This is a genomic window from Cupriavidus respiraculi, assembly GCF_914271545.1.
GTDB classification, from domain to species: domain Bacteria; phylum Pseudomonadota; class Gammaproteobacteria; order Burkholderiales; family Burkholderiaceae; genus Cupriavidus; species Cupriavidus respiraculi.
Map to the genome: position 1 here is coordinate 1 of NZ_CAJZAH010000009.1, position 17,083 is coordinate 17,083.

The 17,083-nt window shown below is 67.3% G+C and carries 15 protein-coding genes; 14 read left to right on the plus strand and 1 reads right to left on the minus strand.

The annotated features are described in order from the left end of the window. Positions 1 to 212: 212 nt before the first annotated feature. The 7 genes from LDO27_RS23820 to LDO27_RS23850 all read left to right on the plus strand — a co-directional run bounded on the left by LDO27_RS23820 (position 213) and on the right by LDO27_RS23850 (position 8,502). Positions 213 to 1,097, plus strand: a complete 885-nt coding sequence (locus LDO27_RS23820) for a branched-chain amino acid ABC transporter permease (RefSeq protein WP_222203104.1) — start codon at positions 213 to 215, stop codon at positions 1,095 to 1,097. Beyond that, positions 1,097 to 2,137, plus strand: coding sequence for a branched-chain amino acid ABC transporter permease (locus tag LDO27_RS23825; RefSeq protein WP_224044361.1), 1,041 nt, complete (start codon positions 1,097 to 1,099; stop codon positions 2,135 to 2,137). The genes LDO27_RS23820 and LDO27_RS23825 overlap by 1 nt, the downstream gene beginning before the upstream one ends. 524 nt (positions 2,138 to 2,661) lie before the next feature. Further along, positions 2,662 to 3,138, plus strand: a complete 477-nt coding sequence (locus LDO27_RS23830) for a hypothetical protein (protein ID WP_224044363.1) — start codon at positions 2,662 to 2,664, stop codon at positions 3,136 to 3,138. 297 nt (positions 3,139 to 3,435) lie between these two features. Continuing rightward, a complete protein-coding gene (locus LDO27_RS23835; RefSeq protein ID WP_222203106.1) occupies positions 3,436 to 4,587 on the plus strand; it encodes an ABC transporter substrate-binding protein in 1,152 nt (383 codons plus the stop codon). Between the two features lie 308 nt (positions 4,588 to 4,895). Beyond that, positions 4,896 to 5,948, plus strand: a complete 1,053-nt coding sequence (locus LDO27_RS23840; RefSeq protein WP_222203107.1) for a branched-chain amino acid ABC transporter permease — start codon at positions 4,896 to 4,898, stop codon at positions 5,946 to 5,948. A 22-nt stretch (positions 5,949 to 5,970) separates the two neighbouring features. Further along, positions 5,971 to 7,749 (plus strand): branched-chain amino acid ABC transporter ATP-binding protein/permease, encoded by a 1,779-nt coding sequence (locus LDO27_RS23845; RefSeq protein WP_224044365.1) that lies wholly within the window; start codon positions 5,971 to 5,973, stop codon positions 7,747 to 7,749. A gap of 9 nt (positions 7,750 to 7,758) precedes the next feature. Next, positions 7,759 to 8,502: an ABC transporter ATP-binding protein gene (locus tag LDO27_RS23850; protein WP_222203109.1), complete on the plus strand. Its 744-nt coding sequence runs from the start codon at positions 7,759 to 7,761 to the stop codon at positions 8,500 to 8,502. Positions 8,503 to 8,577: 75 nt separating this feature from the next. Here the strand turns inward: LDO27_RS23850 and LDO27_RS23855 are convergent, their stop codons facing one another. Then, positions 8,578 to 9,564, minus strand: coding sequence for a LysR substrate-binding domain-containing protein (locus tag LDO27_RS23855; protein WP_222203110.1), 987 nt, complete (start codon positions 9,562 to 9,564; stop codon positions 8,578 to 8,580). Between the two features lie 120 nt (positions 9,565 to 9,684). Here LDO27_RS23855 and LDO27_RS23860 point away from each other — a divergent pair, with 120 nt between their 5' ends. From LDO27_RS23860 to LDO27_RS23890, 7 genes are all read left to right on the plus strand, one after another. Then, positions 9,685 to 10,677, plus strand: coding sequence for a tripartite tricarboxylate transporter substrate binding protein BugE (locus LDO27_RS23860; protein WP_224044366.1), 993 nt, complete (start codon positions 9,685 to 9,687; stop codon positions 10,675 to 10,677). A gap of 4 nt (positions 10,678 to 10,681) precedes the next feature. After that, positions 10,682 to 11,536, plus strand: a complete 855-nt coding sequence (locus LDO27_RS23865) for an N-formylglutamate amidohydrolase (protein WP_224044368.1) — start codon at positions 10,682 to 10,684, stop codon at positions 11,534 to 11,536. 227 nt (positions 11,537 to 11,763) lie between these two features. Further along, complete coding sequence (mnmG, locus tag LDO27_RS23870; RefSeq protein ID WP_224044370.1) at positions 11,764 to 13,701, plus strand: tRNA uridine-5-carboxymethylaminomethyl(34) synthesis enzyme MnmG; 1,938 nt, start codon at positions 11,764 to 11,766, stop codon at positions 13,699 to 13,701. Further along, on the plus strand, positions 13,702 to 14,415 hold the full coding sequence (rsmG, locus tag LDO27_RS23875; protein WP_224044372.1) for a 16S rRNA (guanine(527)-N(7))-methyltransferase RsmG: 714 nt from the start codon (positions 13,702 to 13,704) through the stop codon (positions 14,413 to 14,415). A 25-nt stretch (positions 14,416 to 14,440) separates the two neighbouring features. Next, a complete protein-coding gene (locus tag LDO27_RS23880; protein WP_222203115.1) occupies positions 14,441 to 15,226 on the plus strand; it encodes a ParA family protein in 786 nt (261 codons plus the stop codon). Between the two features lie 53 nt (positions 15,227 to 15,279). Beyond that, positions 15,280 to 16,182 (plus strand): ParB/RepB/Spo0J family partition protein, encoded by a 903-nt coding sequence (locus LDO27_RS23885; protein WP_222203116.1) that lies wholly within the window; start codon positions 15,280 to 15,282, stop codon positions 16,180 to 16,182. Between the two features lie 317 nt (positions 16,183 to 16,499). Beyond that, positions 16,500 to 17,036 carry an ATP synthase subunit I gene (locus tag LDO27_RS23890; protein ID WP_377747562.1) on the plus strand — a complete coding sequence of 179 codons (537 nt, stop codon included), beginning with the start codon at positions 16,500 to 16,502 and terminating at the stop codon, positions 17,034 to 17,036. Positions 17,037 to 17,083 lie beyond the last annotated feature (47 nt).

The window sequence follows — 17,083 nt, forward strand, 5'->3', positions numbered from 1 at the left end:
GCGTCCATGTGCGCTTTGATGATTACGAAAGCCACCAGCTGTCGCCCCCGCCCCGGGCCGCGAGCCTCACGCGCGGGGCGCGGGCGGCGGTCCAGTGAATTCCCGGCGCCCGTGAGCACCCGCGGCCAGCGCCCGCCGTGATCGCGCCCTTCGCGCGCGCACCGGCGGCGCGCCTCGTGGCCGCGCGCGGCGCCATCTAGCTAACGGCTGCGATGGACATCTTCGGTATTCCCCTGCCCGCCATGCTGTCCCAGCTTCTGCTGGGGCTGGTCAACGGCGCCTTCTATGCGATGCTGAGCCTGGGGCTCGCCGTCATCTTCGGGCTGCTCAACGTCATCAACTTCGCGCACGGCGCGCTGTTCATGCTCGGCGCGGTGCTGGCCTGGATGGGCATGGACTACTTCGGGCTCAACTACTGGGTGATGCTCGCGCTCGCGCCGGTGATCGTCGGCCTCATCGGCGTGGTCATCGAGAAGACCATGCTGCGCTGGATCTACAAGCTCGACCATATCTACGGCCTGCTGCTGACGCTGGGCATCACGCTGGTGATCGAGGGCGTGTTCCGCTCGATCTACGGCGTGTCGGGCCTGCCGTACTCCACGCCCGATGCGCTCTCCGGCGCCACCGACCTGGGCTTCATGATCCTGCCCAACTACCGCGGCTGGGTGGTGGCGGCGTCGCTGGTGGTGTGCCTGGCGACCTGGTACCTGATCGAGAAGACCAAGCTGGGCGCCTACCTGCGCGCCGGCACCGAGAACCCCAAGCTGGTCGAGGCCTTCGGCATCAACGTGCCGCTGATGGTCACGCTCACCTACGGCTTCGGCGTGGCGCTGGCCGCGTTCGCCGGCGTGCTCGCGGCGCCGGTGATCCAGATCTCGCCGCTGATGGGACAGAACCTGATCATCGTGGTGTTCGCGGTGGTGGTGATCGGCGGCATGGGTTCGATCATGGGCTCGATCGTCACGGGCCTGGGCCTGGGCGTGATCGAGGGCCTGACCAAGGTGTTCTATCCGGAGGCATCGTCCACGGTGGTGTTCTTCATCATGGTCATCGTGCTGCTGCTGCGGCCGGCCGGCCTGTTCGGGAGGGAAAAGTGATGGACGGACAATCCGTGGTCGGGATCAGGCCGGATGCGGCCAAAGGGGAACGAGGCGTGCGCAAGACCGTGCCTGTCGTGTTTTACGGCCTGCTGCTGGCCGGCCTGCTGGCCGCGCCGTGGATCGGCCTGTATCCGGTGTTCGTGCTCAAGGTGCTGTGCTTTGCGCTGTTCGCCTGTGCCTTCAACCTGCTGATCGGCTATACCGGCCTGCTCTCGTTCGGCCACGCGGCCTTCTTCGGCGGCGCGGGCTACGCGGCCGGCCATGCGATGAAGGTGTGGGGCGTGACGCCGGAGGTCGGCCTGATCCTGGGCACCGTCACCGGCGCGGCGATCGGCTATGTGGTGGGCGCGCTGGCCATCCGGCGCCAGGGCATCTACTTCTCGATGATCACGCTGGCGCTGGCGCAGATGCTGTTCTTCATCTGCCTGCAGGCGCCGTTCACCGGCGGCGAGGACGGCCTGCAGGGCATTCCGCGCGGCAATCTGTTCGGCGTGATCTCGCTGGCGGACGACACCACGCTGTACTACGTGGCGCTGGCCATCATCGTGGCGGCCTTCGCGCTGATCGTGCGCACCGTGCATTCGCCGTTCGGCCAGATCCTGAAGGCCATCAAGGAAAACGAGCCGCGCGCGGTGTCGCTGGGCTACGATACCGACCGCTTCAAGCTGATGGCGTTCGTGCTGTCCGCCGCGCTGTCCGGCCTGGCCGGCGCCATCAAGGCGCTGGTGCTGGGCTTCGAGACGCTGACCGACGTGCACTGGTCGATGTCCGGCACCGTGATCCTGATGACGCTGGTGGGTGGACTGGGTACGCTGTCCGGTCCGATCGTCGGCGCCTTCGTGGTGGTCGCGCTGGAGAACAAGCTGGGCGACATCGGCTCCTTCCTTGCCTCGGCCACCGGCGTGGAGTGGTTCAACTCGCTGGGCGAGTCGGTGTCGATGGTGACCGGCATCATCTTCGTGATCTGCGTGCTGACGTTCCGCCGCGGCATCATGGGCGAGTTGCAGGCGCGCTTCGGGGCAGGGCGGGACCGCTGATCCGCCAGGTGGCGCACGATGCGTGACGGTGCATCGTGAGGTGATGTAAAGCAGACATGCCCGATTTTGGGGCTAGGGTTTTTTCTAGCTTGTTGGGCACGCACCGCTTCGTTACATTGGAGTCACGGTTTTCGCAGGGTAAATAGAGGCGGAAGCGAGGAGACGACAGGCGCGCGCCCGCGGATGAGGCTGCTGCGTTTATAAAATAAAAGGCGTTGCCGGGTGATCCTCGGCAACGCCTTTTTCATTGTGGCGGCCGTTTTTCAAAACACTCGGCGCTGGCAGTGATGAGCGGTCAGCTCTGCTTCCCCCAGCGGGAGAGGCGCCGGCCAGGGTAAATGGTGGCCGAAGGCAAGGCGTTGCACCTGCCTGGTGGTTTAACGGCAAGCATGCACAAGCCTTGAGCGTTTGCGCCTCTGCTGGCCGTCGCCCTCAACCCGGCCGCCCTCCCGCCGGCGGGAGCGGGAGCACCCAGTCGGCGCTCCCTGCGCGCATGCGACAATCCCGCCACCTTGCGAGACGCCATGCTCCCCGCCGCTTCTTCCATTCCCGCCTCCGACTCTTTCGCCATCCGCATCGCCACGCGCGCCGACGCCGCCGGGCTGGCGGACTGGCTGCACGCGCACTGGCCGCTGCCCGAGCTGGCCGCGCGCGGACGGCGCGCCATGCTGGAGCGCCTGCTGGCGCGGCCCGAGCTGGGCGCCTGCGTGGTCGCCGAAGCCGCCGGACGCCCGCGGGCCTGCCTGCCGGCGCTGCTGTCACCGCATCTTGGTCTGCACGGACTGGTGGCGCAGGCGAGCGAGTGGTGGGAAGCCGGTACGCCCGCTTCCGGTGCGTACTTCGACGCCTGCCTGGCCGCGCTGGCCGAGTGGTGCGCGGCGCATGGCGTCCGCCATCTGCTGTTGGCACCCGGCCTGCCCGTCGCGCCCGCCCGCCGGCGCCGCCATGCCTCGGGCCTCTGGCATATCGGGATCGAACCCGGTGCCAAGTCGCTCGGCTAGCGTGCCGGCACGCCAACGGCGGCGTGCCGATGCGGGTTAATCCTGCCTTTTCCGCCCCAACCCCTGTGTTAGACTCGATCCGCATTCCCGACCGATCGGTCGGTGAATAACGCCTGCTGGGCGCCGTCGGCGTCCGAGCGGGCACGCCGGCGCGGCTCGCGCGGACGGGAAAATCGGTATCGGCGGGGCACCAGCGTTGTGCTCCGAGCGGCGCGGCCACAGGCCTGCCGCGATGAAGAGGCGTCGGCGGCGCATGCCGCGGAGCGTCTTTCGTTTGCAGCCATCGAAGGAGACACGATGAAATTCACGCGCGCCAGCCTGCTGGCCATTGCCGCGGGCAGCCTCTTTGCAGGCGCAGCGAGCGCTCAGGTCAAGGTCGGGGTCACGGTATCGGCCACGGGTCCGGCGGCCTCGCTGGGCATCCCCGAGAAGAACACCTTCTCGCTGCTGCCCAAGGAGATCGGCGGCAAGAAGGTCGAGTACATCGTGCTCGACGACGCCTCGGACACCACCACCGCGGTCAAGAACACGCGCAAGATGATCAGCGAGGACAAGGTGGACGTGGTGGTGGGCTCCACCGTGACGCCGAACTCGCTCGCCATGGTCGATATCGCCGCGGAGAGCGAGACGCCAATGATCACCATGGCCGCCTCGGCCCGCATCATCGAGCCGATGGACGCCAAGCGCGCGTGGGTCTTCAAGACGCCGCAGAACGACTCGCACATGGCGACCGCGATCTCCGAACACATGGGCAACAACAATGTGAAGACGGTCGCGTTCATCGGCTTCGCCGACGCCTATGGCGAAAGCTGGTCGCAGGAGTTCGGCAAGGTGGCCGACGTGCGCAAGATCAAGGTCGTGGCGAGCGAACGCTTCGCCCGCACCGATGCGTCGGTGACCGGCCAGATCCTGAAGATCATGGCGTCCAACCCGGATGCCGTGCTGATCGCCGGTTCGGGCACGCCCGCCGCGCTGCCCGCCAAGACGCTGAAGGAGCGCGGCTACAAGGGCAAGATCTACCAGACCCACGGCGTGGCCAATGCCGACTTCCTGCGCGTGTGCGGCAAGGACTGCGAAGGCACGCTGCTGCCGGCCGGCCCGCTGCTGGTGGCCGAGCAACTGCCGGACAGCAATCCGGTCAAGAAGCCCGCGCTTTCCTACAAGACCGCCTACGAGAAGGCGTTCGGCGGTCAGGTCTCCACCTTCGGCGGCCATGCCTGGGACGCCGGCCTGCTGCTGCAGCGGGCCATTCCGGAGGCGCTGAAGAAGGGCGAGCCCGGCACCAAGGAATTCCGCAAGGCGCTGCGCGATGCGCTGGAGAACACCAAGGAGCTCCCGGTGTCGCACGGCATCATGACGATGAGCCCGACCGACCACCTCGGCCTGGACCAGCGCTCGCGCGTGATGGTGCAGATCGCCGACGGCAAGTGGAAGCTGCAGACCAAGTAGGTCGCGCAGCCGGCCGCCAGGGCGCATGCATAGCCATGCGCCTTTTTTATTGGCGTCTCGCGCATGCGCGCACCGGGCGGGGGGCGACCGAAACGCTGGTCAGCCTCGCCGCCTGCCGCTATGCTCGCCCGAACCCCGGATGCGGCGCCGCGTCATCCTAGGGTTCGCCAGTATTTCCGCTATGCGTAAGGTGTTTACTATTTCGTAACGCGCGCCTCGGGCCCAGGGCGCCGCGCCGGCCGCCACGCGGCCACGGCCAGACCTGCGCCGCAACGGCGGCAGGCAGCATTCAACAAGACGGGGAGACCATGGACCTCTCGATTGCCGCCATCCTGGCGCAGGACGGGATCACTTCGGGCGCGATCTACGCGCTGCTGGCGCTGGCGCTGGTATTGGTGTTTTCGGTGACGCGGGTCATCTTCATTCCGCAAGGCGAGTTCGTCGCCTTCGGCGCGCTGACGCTGGCGGCCATCCAGGCCGGCCACGCGCCCAAGACGTCGTGGCTGCTGCTGGCCATGGGCGTGCTTACCTTCGTGTACGAGCTCGTGACCGTCATGCGCAGCAGCGAGCTGCGCCGCACCGCCGGCGCGCGCACCGCGGTGCTGGCCGGCAAATACCTGCTGTTTCCGTTCGCGGTGCACTGGCTGACGCAGTCTTACGGCGCGCAGCCGATGCCGATGCTGGCGCAGATCGCGCTGACCCTGCTGATCGTCATTCCGCTCGGCCCCATGCTGTACCGGCTGGCCTACCAGCCGCTGGCCGAGGCCAGCACGCTGGTGCTGCTGATCGTCTCGGTCGGCGTGCATTTCGCGCTGGTGGGGCTGGGGCTGGTGATGTTCGGCGCCGAAGGCTCGCGCACCACGCCGTTCTCCGACGCGCGCTTCGAGGTCGGCGCGCTGACCGTCTCGGGCCAGAGCCTGTGGATCGTGGGCGTGTCCGGCCTGCTGATCGCGGGTCTGTATTTCTACTTCGAGCGCACGATCGCCGGCAAGGCGCTGCGCGCGACCGCGGTGAACCGGCTGGGCGCGCGCCTGGTCGGCATCGGCACCACGCAGGCCGGGCGCCTGTCGTTCACGCTGGCGGCCGCCATGGGGGCGCTGTGCGGGATCCTGATCGCGCCGCTGACCACCGTGTACTACGAGTCGGGCTTCCTGATCGGCCTGAAGGGCTTCGTCGGCGCCATCGTCGGCGGGCTGGCCAGCTATCCGGTTGCCGCCGCCGGCGCGCTGCTGGTGGGACTGCTGGAGTCGTACTCCTCGTTCTGGGCCAGCGCCTTCAAGGAGGTGATTGTGTTCACCCTGATCATTCCGGTGCTGCTGTGGCGTTCGCTGACCAGCAAGCACGTGGAAGACGAAGAATAAGAGACGGGGATAGGACCAAACGATGAACAAGAACCGCATTCTGTCGCTGGCCTTCGTCGCCATCGTCGCGCTGCTGCCGGTGCTGCCGACGCCGGAATTCTGGATCACGCTGGGCAACTACATCGGCCTGTACAGCATCGTGGCGATCGGCCTGGTGCTGCTGACCGGCGTGGGCGGCATGACCTCGTTCGGCCAGGCCGCGTTCGTGGGCCTGGGCGCCTACAGCACCGCGTACCTGACCACGCAGTTCGGCCTGTCGCCCTGGTTCGGCCTGGTGGTCGGGCTCGCCATCACGGTCGTGTCCGCCTATGTGATCGGGCTGATCACCATGCGCATGTCCGGACACTACCTGCCGCTGGCCACCATCGCGTGGGGCCTGTCGCTGTTCTTCCTGTTCGGCAACCTCGAATTTCTCGGCAAGTACGACGGCATCAACGGCATCCCGGTGCTGCAGTTCTTCGGCATCGAGCTGGTGTCGGGGCGCGCCATGTTCTACCTGATCTGGGCCGTGGTGCTGCTGTCGGTGCTGGCCATGCACAACCTGCTGAACTCGCGTCCGGGGCGCGCCATCCGCGCCCTCAAGGGCGGCGGCGTGATGGCCGAGGCGATGGGCGTGAACACGGCCTGGATGAAGGTGGTGATCTTCGTCGTCGCCGCGGTGCTGGCGTGCGTGTCGGGCTTTCTGTACGCGCACCTGCAACGCGCGGTGAACCCGACGCCGTTCGGGCTCAACTACGGCATCGAGTATCTGTTCATGGCCGTGGTCGGCGGCGTGGGCCATGTGTGGGGCGCGGTGCTCGGCGCGGGCGTTCTGACGATCCTGAAGGACGTGCTGCAGGGGCTGCTGCCGAAGCTGCTCGGCGCCAACGGCAACTTCGAGATCATCGTGTTCGGCGTGCTGCTGGTGCTGCTGCTGCAGTACGCGCGCGAGGGCATGTGGCCGTTCGTCAAGCGCCTGTTCCCGAGCGGGCCGCCGGTGCGCGCGCCGCAGGACGCGCCCGCGCTGCCGGTGCGCCGCAAGCCGCAGGCTGGCGAGCTGGTGCTGGACGTGCGTGCCGCGCGCAAGGAGTTCGGCGGGCTGGTGGCGGTCAACGACGTGAGCTTCCAGGTGAACGCCGGCGAGATCGTCGGGCTGATCGGGCCCAACGGCGCCGGCAAGTCCACGACGTTCAACCTGGTCACCGGCGTGCTGCCGGTCACGCGCGGCGAGGTGCGCTACTGCGGCGAGGTCATCTCGGGCCTGCCGTCGCGCGAGATCGTCAAGCGCGGCATTGGCCGCACGTTCCAGCACGTGCATCTGCTGCCGACCATGACGGTGCTGGAGAACGTGGCCATCGGCGCCCATCTGCGCGGCGACTATCGCCCGCAGGGCGGCGTGTCGGCCGCGATCCTGCGCATGAACCGCGTCGAGGAACAGAAGCTGCTGTTCGAGGCGCGGCGGCAGCTCGAGCGCGTGGGGCTGGCCGACTGCATGTACATGGAAGCGGGCAGCCTCGCGCTGGGCCAGCAGCGCATCCTCGAGATCGCCCGCGCGCTGTGCTGCGATCCCGCGCTGCTGCTGCTGGACGAGCCGGCCGCGGGCCTGCGCTACAAGGAGAAGCAGGCGCTGGCCGACCTGCTGCGCAAGCTCAAGGGCGAGGGCATGAGCGTGCTGCTGGTGGAGCACGACATGGACTTCGTGATGAACCTGACCGACCGCCTGGTGGTGATGGAATTCGGCACGCGCATCGCCGAGGGCGTGCCCGAGGACGTGCAGAAGAACCCCGCGGTGCTCGAAGCCTATCTGGGCGGTGTGGAGTAAGGAAGCGAGATGAGCCTGATCCTGGAAGTGAAGGACCTCCACGTGCGCTACGGCAAGGTGGAAGCGGTGCACGGCGCGAGCCTCAAGGTGGAGGCCGGCAAGATCGTCACGGTGATCGGCCCCAATGGCGCGGGCAAGTCCACCATGCTCAACGCCATCATGGGCGCGCTGCCGGTCAGCGGCTCGGCCTGCGGCGCGGTCAGCTATCTCGGCCACGACATGGCCGGCGTCCCGGTCGAAGGGCGCGTCGCGCGCGGCATGTGCCTCGTGCCGGAAAAGCGCGAGCTGTTTGCGTCGATGACGGTGGAGGACAACCTGGTGCTCGGCGCCTACCGCCGCAAGCGGGCCGGCGAGAAGAACTTCCTGGACCAGATGGAGGTGGTGTACGGGCTCTTTCCCCGGCTGAAGGAGCGCGCGCGCCAGGAGGCGGGCACGCTGTCCGGCGGCGAGCGCCAGATGCTGGCGGTGGGCCGCGCGCTGATGGCCAAGCCGCAGTTGCTGATGCTGGACGAGCCCAGCCTCGGGCTGGCGCCGCTGATCGTCAAGGAGATCTTCCACATCATCAACGACCTGCGCCGCACCGGCGTGGCGACGCTGCTGATCGAGCAGAACGCGCGCGCCGCGCTGCAGGTGGCCGACTATGGCTATGTGATCGAGACGGGCGACATGGCGATGGAAGGACCGGCGGCGGAGTTGGCGGCCAATCCGAAGGTGATCGAGACCTATCTGGGACTGGCGAAAAAAGCGGCATAGCCTACGATGCACGGGATGAATGACGGTGCTCCCTGGGGCGCCGTTTTCATTCCTCCGTAAGATGCTTCCGCTGTCCTATTCTTGGGAGGAATTGACTCCCGCTTGGCCGTCGTCCGTTAATCCATTCGACCGATGACTCCTGTCGGCTTCGAGCACATCCGGGTCGCGCGCGGCGGTATCCAGCAGCCAGTCCCGGAAACGCGCCAGCGCCGGATGATCGCGGCGCCCGCGCGGCGCGCACAGGAAGTACCCGCGTGTCAGGCGGATCGGCAGATCGAACGGCGCCACCACGCGGCCCGCCGCGATCTCTTCCCGTACCAGGCAGCGCTGCAGCACGGCCACGCCCATGTCGGCGCGCACCGCCTGGATCAGGATCGACACCTGGTCGAAGCCGGTTGCCAGCCGGGGCGCAGCACTGGGTACGCCCGCGGCGTGGAACCAGTGCGGCCAATTGGCCGGCGCGCTGGTGTGGTAGAGCAGGGGCTCCCGCAGCAGGTCCGCCGGCTCGTTCCATTCGCCCGCCGCACGCCGCGCGCGGACGCGGTCCGGATGGCACACCGGCACCATTTCCCGGCCGATCACATAGTCGCACTGCCATCCCGGCCAGCGATCCGGCGTGCCCGCCAGCAGCGCCGCGTCCGGCGCTGGCCCCGAGAAGTCCTCGTCGCGCTCGTACGGGACGAAGTCAAGCCGAATGTCCGGATGGCGCCGGTGGAAGTCCGGCAACCGCGGCACCAGCCACACGCTGGCCAGGGTCGGCACGGCCGACAGCACCAGCCGGTGGGTACGGTCCTCGTCCAAGAGCGCCGCACTGGCCGCCTCGATGGCCGCCAGCGGACCGCCGACCGCCTGCAGCAGCGTGGTGCCCGCCTCCGTCAGCGCGAAGCGGTGTGCGCTGCGCTGGACCAGCGGCTTGCCGAAGTGCGCTTCCAGCCGGGCGATGGCCCGGCTGATGGCCCCCTGCGTGACGCACAGTTCCTCCGCCGCCCGGGTAAAGCTGCCCAACCGCGCGGCGGCCGCGAAGGCATGCAGTTCCGACATCGAGGGCGAGCGCAGACGCATGGGGCAGGGTGGCGGAGGATGAACTTTGGTAATGCAAGCGTGCAATATAGTCGTTTGTGCACTATGCGTAAACTGCGGACACTGAGGGCGCCAATACGTTGAATTACAAGGAGAATCCCCATGGTCCGAGCCATTTCCGCACGCCGCCGCTTCCTGTTGTCCTGTGTCGCCGGCGCGGCACTGTTGCATGCCGGCGGCGCGGCCGCGCAGGCCAACTATCCGACCCGCCCGATCCGGCTGATTGTGCCCTTCGCGGCCGGCGGCTCGACCGACCTGTCGGCGCGACTGGTGGCTGAATTCGCAGGCCGCGAACTGGGCCAGTCGATCGTGGTGGAAAACAAGGGTGGGGCGGGCGGATCGCTGGGCATGGGTGAAGTGGCGCGGGCTACACCGGATGGCTACACCATCGGCATGGCCACCGTCAGCACGCACGGCTCCAACCCCGCGGTCTATCCCAAGCTGAGCTACGACCCGATCAAGGACTTCGCGCCGATCACCAATGTGGCGGCCATCCCGAGCGTGTTCGCGGTGCACCCGAGCGTGCCGGCCAAGACCATGCAGGAGTTCATCGCGCTGGCCAAGGCCAACCCCGGCAAGTACAGCTTCGCCTCGCCTGGCGCTGGTTCCCTCGGCCACGCGAATATCGAGAACTTCATGATGCTGGCCAAGATCGATCTGCTGCATGTGCCCTACAAGGGCGCCGGGCTGGCGCTCAACGACGCCGTCGCCGGCCAGGTCAATGCGATCACGGACAACCTGTCGTCCACGCTGCCGCACGTCAAGGGAGGCCGCCTGCGCGCGCTCGCCGTGCTCGGCGCGACCCGTTCGCCGCAGCTGCCCGACGTGCCGACCTATGCCGAACTCGGCTTCAAGGACATGGGCGAAGGCGGTTGGTTCGGCATCGTGGCGCCTGCCGGCACGCCGGCCCCGATCGTGGCGAAGCTGAACCAGGCCATCCACCAGGCCATGAAGAACCCGGAGTTCAAGCGCAAGATGGAAGAGTCGGGCGGTACGCTGGTGCCGACCACGCCGGAAGAATTCAAGGCGCAGATCCAGCAGGCAATGGCGCGCTATGCCCGCGTGGCCAAGGCCGCCAATATCCAGCTGAACTAAAGCCATGGCCGACGACTTCGAACCCTTCGTTCTGACGCTGCCGCAGGGCGAGCCGCTTCCGCTGGTGTGCGACTCGCCGCACAGCGGCACGCAGTACCCGCCCGACTTCCGTGCGGCGGCGCCGATGACGCGCTGCCGGGAAGGGGAGGACACCCACGTGGAAGCACTTTGGGACGCGGTGCCCGCAGTGGGCGGAACCTTGCTCGCGGCCAACTTCCCGCGGGTCTATATCGATCCGAACCGGATGCTCGACGATCTCGATCCGGACCTGCTGGAGGCCGCCTGGCCGGCGCCGCTGGCCCCGAGCGAAAAGTCGCGGCTGGGCTACGGGCTGGTTTGGCGCAACATCGACGCCGGCACGCCAATCTACGATCGCAAGCTGACCGTTGCCGAAGTGCAGCACCGGATCAGCCACTACTACGCGCCCTACCATGCGGCGCTTGGGCAGGCGGTGGAGGACAGCTACCGGCGCTTCGGCGCAGTGTGGCATCTGAATCTGCATTCGATGCCCAACAACGCCTATGAGCGGCTGAAGAAGGTCAGCGCCCATCCGCTGGCCGACTTCGTGCTCGGCGACCGGGACGGCACGACCTGCGACCCGGACTTCGTCGCGCTGGTGGAAGGGGCGCTACGCGAGCGGGGCTATACGGTCGCTCGCAACGACCCCTACAAGGGTGTGCAACTGATCGCACAGATCGGCCGTCCGGCCGAGCGTCGTCACAGCCTGCAGATCGAGATCCGCCGTCCGCTGTATATGAACGAGCGGACGCGCGAGCGCAACGATGGCTTCGCCACGGTACAGCGCGATATGGCGCTGGTCCTTGGCAAGATTGCCGATTATCTAAGGCAACAACGCTGAACCACCCATCGCGGATAAGCCGGGCCTGGTGCCCGGCTTTTTTGTTCCACGTGAAACGTCGTAGAGGGTTCGCGGGCTCGGGCGCGTGTTTCACGTGAAACCTTTGCCCGGCCTACGGGACAAGCGGACACTTTGTTTCACGTGAAACAGGGAAGGGCGTTGCGCGATTGCCGTTATAATTCGGCATCCCAAAATTCTGTCCCAAGCCTCCCGGAGGAGGTGCGCCCATGCTTTACCCCAAAGAATTCGATGTCATTGTTGTCGGCGGTGGTCACGCCGGTACCGAGGCAGCCCTCGCGGCGGCCCGCATGGGTTGCCAGACCCTGCTGCTGACGCACAACATCGAGACGCTGGGGCAGATGAGCTGCAACCCTTCCATCGGCGGCATCGGCAAGGGACATCTGGTCAAGGAAGTGGACGCCCTGGGCGGCGCGATGGCCGCCGCCACCGACGAAGCCGGCATCCAGTTCCGCATCCTGAACTCCAGCAAGGGCCCGGCCGTGCGCGCCACGCGCGCGCAGGCGGACCGCGTGCTGTACCGCAAGGCCATCCGTACCCGCCTGGAGAACCAGCCCAACCTGATGCTGTTCCAGCAGGCGGTGGACGATCTGATGGTGGAAGGGGACCGCGTGGTCGGGGCCGTAACCCAGGTCGGCATCCGTTTCCGCGCCCGCGCCGTGGTGCTGACGGCGGGTACGTTCCTCGACGGCAAGATCCACGTGGGGCTGGACAACTACACCGGCGGTCGCGCCGGCGACCCCGCCTCGGTTTCGCTGTCGTCCCGCCTGCGGGAACTGAAGCTGCCGCAAGGGCGGCTGAAGACCGGCACGCCGCCGCGCATCGATGGCCGTACCATCGATTTCTCGCTGATGGAGGAGCAACCGGGCGACCTGGATCCGGTGCCGGTGTTCTCCTTCCTGGGCCGGCCCGAGCAGCATCCGCAGCAGCTGCCGTGCTGGATCACGCATACCAACGCGCGCACCCACGAGGTCATTCGCGGCGGCCTGGACCGCTCGCCGATGTACACCGGCGTGATCGAGGGCGTCGGCCCGCGCTATTGCCCGAGCATCGAGGACAAGATCCACCGCTTTGCCAGCAAGGAAAGCCACCAGATCTTCCTCGAGCCGGAAGGGCTGACCACCAACGAGTTCTACCCGAACGGGATCTCCACGAGCCTGCCGTTCGACGTGCAGCTGGACCTGGTGCACTCGATTCGCGGGCTTGAGAACGCGCATATCCTGCGCCCCGGCTATGCCATCGAGTACGACTACTTCGATCCGCGTGCCCTGAAGTCGTCGCTGGAGAGCAAGGCCATCGCGGGACTGTTCTTCGCCGGCCAGATCAACGGCACGACCGGTTACGAAGAGGCGGCCGCGCAAGGCTTGTTGGCCGGCATCAACGCGGGCCGGTACGCCACCGAGCGCGAGGCATGGGCGCCCCGCCGCGACCAGGCTTACTTGGGCGTGCTGGTGGACGATCTGATCACGCGTGGCGTGACCGAGCCATATCGCATGTTCACCAGCCGGGCGGAATTCCGCCTGAGCCTGCGCGAGGACAATGCCGACATGCGGCTCACCGAGGCAGGGAGAGAGCTCGGCGTGGTCGACGACGCGCGCTGGGACGCCTTCAACCGCAAGCGCGATGCTGTTTCACGTGAAACACAGCGCCTGAAGAGCACCTGGGTCAACCCCGCAGTGCTGCCGGCCGAGGAGGCGACGGCCCTACTGGGGAAGGCCATCGAACGCGAATACAGCCTGGCGGACCTGCTGCGGCGCCCGGGGGTGAGCTACGACGCGCTGATGGCGCTGCAGGGCGGCCGCCACGCTCCCGAGTCGGCTCTGAGCGACGACGCCATGCTCGCCGACCAGATTCGCGAGCAGATCGAGATCGGTATCAAGTACCACGGCTATATCGCCCGCCAGGCCGCGGAAGTCGACAAGCTCGAAGCCAACGAGGCCACCCGGCTGCCGGCCGACTTCGACTACGCGGAGGTGCGCGGCCTGGGCTTCGAGGTGAGCCAGAAGCTGAATCAACACCGTCCGGAGACGCTGGGTCAGGCGTCGCGCATTTCGGGCGTGACGCCGGCCGCCATCTCGCTGCTGCTCGTACATCTGAAAAAGAAGGGCATGGGCCGTACCCGGACCAGCGGCCAGGAGGCTGCCTGAGTGCGGGCGCGACTACACGCACCGATCGACGAAGCCGATCAGCGGCGCCGGCTGGAGGCCGGCCTCGAGCGCATCGGGCTGGCCCTGACCGGGCAGCAGGTGGATGGCCTGTTCGACTACCTGGCGCTGCTGCGCAAGTGGAACGGCACGTACAACCTCACCGCCATCCGCCACCCGGACGAGATGCTGACGCATCATCTGCTGGATTCGCTCGCCGCCGTACCGTCGCTGGCGGCGGCCGCGCGGGCGATGGAGGTGGTTGCCGCCGCGCGGGGCAGGGTGCTCGACGTCGGTTCGGGCGGCGGCATGCCGGGCCTGCCGCTGGCCATCGCCTGTCCCGACGTGTCGGTGCTGATGGTGGATATCGTCCAGAAGAAGACCGCGTTCCTGACGCAATGCCGGGCGCAACTCGGCCTGGCGAACGCCGCCGCGCACTGGGGGCCGGTCGAGCAGCTTCACGATGAACAGGGCTATGCCGTCATCACGTCGCGGGCGTTCGCCGAACTGACGGACTTCGTCACGCTGTCCGGCCACCTGCTGGCGCCGGGCGGCAAGCTGATCGCGATGAAGGGCGTTTATCCGCACGCCGAACTCGAGCGGCTGGAGGCCGCGGGCCTGATGGCGCAATGGCAGCTGGAAGAGGTCCCCCGGCTCGCCGTGCCCGAGCTGGACGCGGAGCGTCATCTGGTGGTGCTCGCGCGCCGCACGCATTGAACTCAAGCAGGAGCAGCAGGAGCTTATGGCCAAGGTATTCGTGATCGCAAACCAGAAGGGTGGGGTCGGCAAGACCACCACCACCGTGAATCTGGCCGCCGGCCTGGCGGCACAGGAGCAGCGGGTGTTGCTGGTCGATCTCGACCCCCAGGGCAATGCCTCGATGGGCTCCGGCATCGACAAGCAGTCGCTGCAGGCCAGCGTGTACCAGGTGCTGCTGGGACTGGCCACGGTGCCGCAGGCGCGGCAACGCTCGGAGGCTGGCAAGTACGACGTGCTGCCCGCCAACCGTGAACTCGCCGGCGCCGAAGTGGAACTGGTGGAGATCGACCAGCGCGAGCGGCGACTGAAGAACGCGCTCGCCGAGGTCGCGGACGACTACGATTTCGTGCTGATCGATTGCCCGCCGTCGCTGTCGCTGCTGACGCTCAACGGCCTGTGCGCCGCGCACGGCGTCATCGTGCCGATGCAGTGCGAGTATTTCGCGCTCGAAGGGCTGTCCGATCTCGTCAATACGATCAAGCAGGTCCACGCCAACCTGAACAAGGACCTGAAAGTGATTGGCTTGCTTCGTGTGATGTTTGATCCACGTGTGACGCTGCAGCAGCAGGTGTCCGCGCAGTTGGAGTCGCACTTCGGCGACAAGGTATTCAAGACGCTGATCCCGCGCAACGTGCGCCTGGCGGAAGCGCCGTCCTACGGCATGCCCGGCATCGCCTTCGATCCGGCATCGAAGGGTGCCAAGGCGTACCTGGACTTCGGCGCGGAGATGATCGCCCGCGTGCGCCAACTGGATGCGGCGCAAGGATGAGCGCCCCGAACCCGACCAGCCAGCCAGAAAGCAGAACCGACAGGAACCGACAGATGAGCACCGCGAAAAAGAAAGGCCTGGGCCGTGGACTGGAAGCCCTGCTGGGCGGACCGGCCGAGATCGTGGAGGCCGCCAGGCAGGAAGGTGCGCCGACCGTGCTGCGCCTGGACCAGTTGCAGCCCGGCAAGTACCAGCCGCGTACCCGCATGGACGAGGGCGCGCTGCAGGAACTGGCGGCCAGCATCCGGGCCCAGGGCCTGATGCAGCCGATCCTGGTCCGGCGCATCGCGGAACCGGATCGCTACGAGATCATCGCCGGCGAACGCCGCTTCCGCGCGTCGCGGCTGGCGGGACTGGACAAGGTGCCAGTGCTGGTCAAGGAGGTGGCCGACGAAGCGGCCGCCGCCATGGCCCTGATCGAGAATATCCAGCGCGAGGATCTCAATCCGCTCGAAGAGGCGCAAGGCATCATGCGCCTGGTGCGCGAGTTCTCGTTCACGCACGAACAGGCGGCCGAGTCCGTGGGCCGCTCGCGCAGCGCCGTCTCCAATCTGCTGCGTCTGCTGAATCTGGCGCAGCCGGTGCAAACGATGCTGATGGCGGGCGATCTCGACATGGGCCATGCGCGCGCGCTGCTCGCCGTCGATGGCGCGCACCAGATCACGCTGGCCAACCAGATCGTGAACAAGCGCCTGTCGGTGCGCGAGACCGAGAAGCTCGTCGCCTCCGAACTCAAGCCGTTCGACCTGAAGTCGATCAAGCAGAAGAGCGGGCAGGGCGGTCGCGACGTGGCCCGGCTCGAAGAGGAGTTGTCCGACGCGCTCGGCATGCCGGTGCAGATCAAACTGGGCGCGCGCGGCAAAGGACAGCTGACCATCCAGTTCGCCAGCAACGACGCGCTGGACGGCGTGCTCGCCCGCTTGCGCGAGCCCACGGCGGGCCAGCAGGTCGCCTGAGTACCCGCCAGGGAGGCGCTGTCAACATAAAGCGGGCGATTATCGCCCGCGCAACACCGTCGCCGGCGGACACGACACCCGCGCAGCGTCGAAACCCCCATCGTCTCTCAAGGCCGGGCGCAATCCTATTACGTCCCGCGTCATTGCCGCGCAATTTCCAGCCACGCATGATCGAGGCGTCGGAGCAGGAATGTTGCGAACATGACTGCAAGGCATCTGTAAGCAGATTGACTCAGAGAGTGGCTTCCCCGTAAAATCGTGCGGTTTGAATTCTGGCCGGTAAGCAACAGTATCCGGCCTGGAACGAGGCTAGGCAGGTGGCAGTGACAGACCATGCAACACCGCGCCAGCAGCAGCATCGGCGCCATCCGCAGACCCCGGCGCAGCGTGGCGAAAGCCAGGGCTGGGACGACGATGGACGCGAAGCCGGAAGCGGGCTGGACGATGTCGAACCGCTGTCGCACGCCGAAGCGGTCTCGCTGTTTGGCGAACAGGCACTGCGGCCATCGCGCATGACGCCGGGCCGGGTCGTGCTGGCGCAGGTGGCGGTCAGTCTGCTGTCCGCACTGGGCTGGGCGATGTTCGGCGAGGACGCGGTCCCCTATGGGTGGTCGGCCTTCCTCGGCGGCGCGGCATGCTTTGTCCCGAGCGCGTTCTTCGCGTTCCGGCTGTGGGCCGCGCGGGGCAGGGCATCCATCGGCGGGCTGGTGGTCGGCGAGGCCATCAAGGTGCTCGGCACCGTGGCGATGCTGGTACTGGTGGTGATGCTGTACCGCGATCTGCGCTGGGTCCCGATGCTGGTCACGTTCCTGCTTGCGTTGAAGACTTATTGGGTGGCGCTGGCGTTCCGCTAGCCTGCCGCCCGGCGATCGTGCTGCCTGTTGCTGCGGCCCGCTGCCTC